At 75.2% G+C, this 4,157-nt stretch carries 3 protein-coding genes; 1 reads left to right on the forward strand and 2 read right to left on the reverse strand.

Features of this window, described 5'->3' with window-relative positions:
- The coding region (locus ABYE80_RS17750) for a LuxR C-terminal-related transcriptional regulator (RefSeq protein ID WP_372791638.1) at positions 1-1,674 on the forward strand (1,674 nt) is incomplete at its 5' end.
- 13 nt (positions 1,675-1,687) lie between these two features.
- On the opposite strand, the gene ABYE80_RS17755 is transcribed toward ABYE80_RS17750, so the two are convergent.
- Positions 1,688-2,731: a carbon-nitrogen hydrolase family protein gene (locus tag ABYE80_RS17755; protein ID WP_372791639.1), complete on the reverse strand. Its 1,044-nt coding sequence runs from the start codon at positions 2,729-2,731 to the stop codon at positions 1,688-1,690.
- Positions 2,728-4,157 (reverse strand): acyl-CoA dehydrogenase family protein (locus ABYE80_RS17760; protein ID WP_372791640.1); only part of this gene is annotated, 1,430 nt, incomplete at its 5' end. The genes ABYE80_RS17760 and ABYE80_RS17755, both read right to left, overlap by 4 nt.

Genomic DNA, 4,157 nt, shown 5'->3' on the forward strand with positions numbered 1-4,157 from the left:
ACCGACGACGAGGTCGCCTCCGCCCTGGCGGCGGCCGGGGAGGCGGCGCGGTCCGGCGGGGCGTTCGCCGACGCGGCCTGCGCCCTGGCGCGGGCCGGGGACCTCACCACCGACCCCGACCGGCGGGCACGCCTCCTGCTGGAAGCCGCGGCGTCCGCGGTCATCGCGGGCCGCCTGCCGTGGGGGCGGCAGCTCATCGCTCGGGCCGAGGAGAGCGTCCGCGATCCGCTCCTCGCGGCGGACCTGCGCGCGACCCTCGCCAGGGTGCAGGCCAGGGCCGGATCCCCCGGGCCGGGCGCCGATCGGCTCGTGGCCGAGGCGGAGCGCCTCCTCCCCGGCGAGCCCCAGCGTGCGGCGATGTTCCTGCTCGAGGCGGCGGCGATCGACATGGCCGCGGGCCGGCTGCACCGGCTGGTCGAGCGGGCCGCCCGCTCCCAGGAGCTGGCGGCCGACGTGCTGCCCGGCGTCGCGGGCCTCGCGCGGATCCTCGTCGCCGAGGCGCAGATCGCGCTCGGCGAGGGCGAGGAGGGGGACGCGGTCCTCGCCGCGGCGGAGGGAGACCTCGTGCGGTTCGTGCCCGGGACGGGACCGATCGAGATCGTGGCGATGGCGGCGCAGTCGTCGATGTGGGTCGAGCGCTTCGACCGGGCGGAGGCGATCCTCGAGCGGCTGATCAGCACGCTGCGGGACGCCGGGCTCGTGACCGAGCTCGTCTATCCGCTGGCGGTGCGCGCGCAGGTGCAGCTGCGGCTGGGGCGCACGCAGCGCGCGCTCGCCGACGCCAGCGAAGCCGTCGCGCTCGGGGAGGAGGGCGCGCTCGACACCGTCCTCGTGGTCGCGCTGGGCGTCCTCGCCGAGGTCGAGGCGACCCTCGGTCAGGACGAGGCGTGCTGGTCGCACGCGACCCGGGCGGTCGGTATGGCCGAGGCGATGGGCGCCCCGGCCGCCGCGCTCTACGGGCACGCCGCGCTGGCGCTGCTGGAGCTCGGGAGGGGACGCATCGAGGAGGCCGCCGACCACGGGCTCGCCGCCGAGCGGGCCGAGGCCCTCACCAACAACGACGAGGCCGCGATCGCCCGCTACCTCGCGAACCTGGCCGAGGCGCTGTGGCGGACCGGCGACAGCGCCGGGGCGCGCGAGCGCGCCGAGGTGCTCGAACGCCAGGGCGCGCGGCCCGGTCACAGCTGGGCCGCAGGGTGCGCAGCCCGGCTGCGCGGCCTGCTCGCCGCCGACGACGCGGTCGACGCGTGGTTCGCCGCCGCGCTGGAGCACCACGGCCCCAACGACCGTCCCTTCGAGGCGGCGCGCACGCGCCTGCTGCACGGGGAGCGGCTGCGCCGCGCGCGTCGGCCCGCCGACGCCAGGCGGCCGCTGCGTGCGGCGCTCGCGACGTTCGAGCGCATGGGTGCGCTGACCTGGGCGGAACGGGCGCGGGCCGAGCTGCGCGCCGCCGGCGGTCCGGCCCCGGCGAGGGACGCCGCGCCGGGGTCCGACCCGCTGACGCCGCAGGAGTTGCAGGTCGCGCTGCTCGCGGCCCAGGGCCAGACGAACCGCGAGATCGGGGCCGGCCTGTTCCTCAGCCCCAAGACGGTGGAGCACCACCTGTCGCGAACGTTTCGCAAGCTCGGCATCCGCAGGCGGTCCGAGCTCGCCGGCGCGCTGCCCGCCGAGTGAGTGGCGTCGGGGCCTACGCGACGCCCGCGCCCGCGCCCGTCGCCGGCGGCGCCGGGTCGGGGAGCACGCCCGCGGGAACGTGATCGGGCAGGTCGGGGCTCGGTTGCCAGCGATGGCGGCCCAGCAGCGACTTCAGCCGGTAGGCGGTCCGGCCGTGCGCGTTGCCCGCCAGCCACACCACGTGGGCGCTGATCGGGAACTCGCTGTTCCAGAACGTCTGGGGCAGGGGGTCGCGGGGCACCGGAGCGTCCTCGAGCTCGACCTCCGCGGCGACGTACCCCTCACCGTCCTCGTAGCCGAGGTAGGCGAGCCGCAGGCCGTCGGCATCGGTGATCTGCGTCTGTCCGATCGTGTGCGAGCGCCACTTGAGCCCGGGCACCATCGGCGTGTCCATCTCGAACTCGCCGACGTGCGACGGATGGATCGCGGGCACCCCGAGGAACCGGGCGACACGCCCGGGGAGCTCCCGCCCGTACTGCGTGAACAGCTCCTGGTCACGCTCGATGAACCACTTCCGCGTCAGCGCCCAGTCCGGGTAGGACGGGAAGTGCATCCCGCCGCCGATGAGCTTGACGCGCCCGAGCAGCCGGGTGCACGTCTGGGTACGGCCCCACTCCCACCCGTTCGCGAGCCCGAACGGCCCGAGCGCCGTCTCGGCGATCCCGGCGTCCTTGCCGGGCCGGTAGTAACTGTTCTCCCAGAACGACGGGAGGTCCTTGTCGTGGAGGTGCACGGCGCCGTCGGGCTCGCACAGCGCGTAGGTCCCGCGGGTCTCGTTGCCCCGGATCGCGATGAAGCCCGCGCCGACCTGGCAGCCGTGCTCGCGGGCCAGGCCCCGAAGGACCTGCAGGGGCTCGCCGTCGACCGGACGCGCGACGTCGAGCATGAGCGGGCCGTGGGCGTTCGGCGAGGTGCAGGCCTCGGGCAGCATGATCACGTCGGGCGAGTGCTCGCGAGCGGCCTGCGTGACGAGGTCCGCACAGCGGCGCAGGTTCCAGTCGACCTCGCCGATCCGGAGCGAGGGCTGGATGGCGACCGCCTTGATGGTGCGGCTCACATGACCACCTCCGTCGGTGCGGCCCGCGTGACGATGGCCTCGACGTCGAGGCCGGACGGCAGCACGCCGAAGGCTCCGCCGACGGAGTCGTTGAGTCGCGTCGAGCAGAACGCGTCGGCGACCTCGGGCGGCGCGTACCGCACGAGCTGCGCGGCCTGGATGGCGCGGGCGATCCGTCCGGTGACATCGCGGGCCCGGGCCTCGCCGATGCCGCTCGCGCCGCCCGCGAGATCGTCGCGCAGCGCCGCCGTCGTGGCGTCGAGCCGGTGGTTGGCGCCCGCTGCGGCGTCGAGCTCGTCGAGTACCGCCTCCGCGCACCCCGGATCGGTCTGCAGCGCCCGCAGCACGTCGAGCGCCTGCACGTTGCCGGAGCCCTCCCACACGCTCATCAGAGGGGCTTCGCGGTAGGCGCGCGGCAGGCGGGACTCCTCGATGTACCCGTACCCGCCCAGGCACTCGAGCGACTCGCCGAGGTGCATCGGTGCCCGCTTGCAGACCCAGTACTTCAGGGCGGGCAGCGCGAGCCGCCGGAACGCCGCCGCGTGCTGGTCACCGGCCGCCTGCGCCTCGACGGCCTGAGCGAGCCGCAGTGCGCCCCACGTGGCAGCCTCGCTCTCGAGCGCGAGATCGGCGAGCACGGCGGTCATCGCGGGCTGGTCGATCAGGCGGCGTCCAAAGGCCAGACGGTGCCGTGCCCAGTGGATCGCCTCGCTCGTGCCCAGGCGCATGACGGCGGTGGAGCCCAGGACGCAGTCCAGCCGGGTCCCCGCGATCATCGCCATGATCGCCCGCACCCCGCGGCCCTCCTCGCCGACGAGCTGCGCCCGCGCGTCGGTGAACACGACCTCGGCCGTCGGGTTGGACCGGTTGCCGAGCTTGTCCTTCAGCCGGTCCACGCGCATCCCGTTGCGCGTGCCGTCCTCGTTGCGGCACGGCACCAGGAGGCAGCTCAGCCCGGACTTCGTCTGGGCCAGGACGAACAGCGCGTCGGACTGCACCGCGGAGACGAACCACTTCTCCCCGTTGACCAGCCAGTCGCCGTCGCCGTCCGGCGTCGCGACCGTGGTCGAGCGGCGGACGTCGCTGCCGCCCGCTCGCTCGGTGAGCGCCATGCCGACGAGCGCCCCGCGCTTCTCGCTGGAGTGCAGGTCACGCGTGTCGTAGACGCGACTCGTGACGAGGCCCTCCCAGCGCTCGGCGATCTCGGGGTTCAGGCGAAGGGCGGGCACCGAGGAGTGCGTCATCGCGATCGGGCAGGTCACGCCCGCCTCCGCCTGCGCGATGGCGATGAACTTCGCGGCGCGCGAGACGTGGGCGCCGGCGCGGTCGTCGGCCCAGGCCCCTCCGGCCACCGCACCCTCGACCGCGGTGCCCAGGACCTCGTGCCATCCCGGGTGGAACGCGATCGCGTCGGTCATGACACCCG

The sequence above is a fragment of the Paraconexibacter sp. genome, from assembly GCF_041602235.1.
Lineage (GTDB): Bacteria > Actinomycetota > Thermoleophilia > Solirubrobacterales > Solirubrobacteraceae > Paraconexibacter.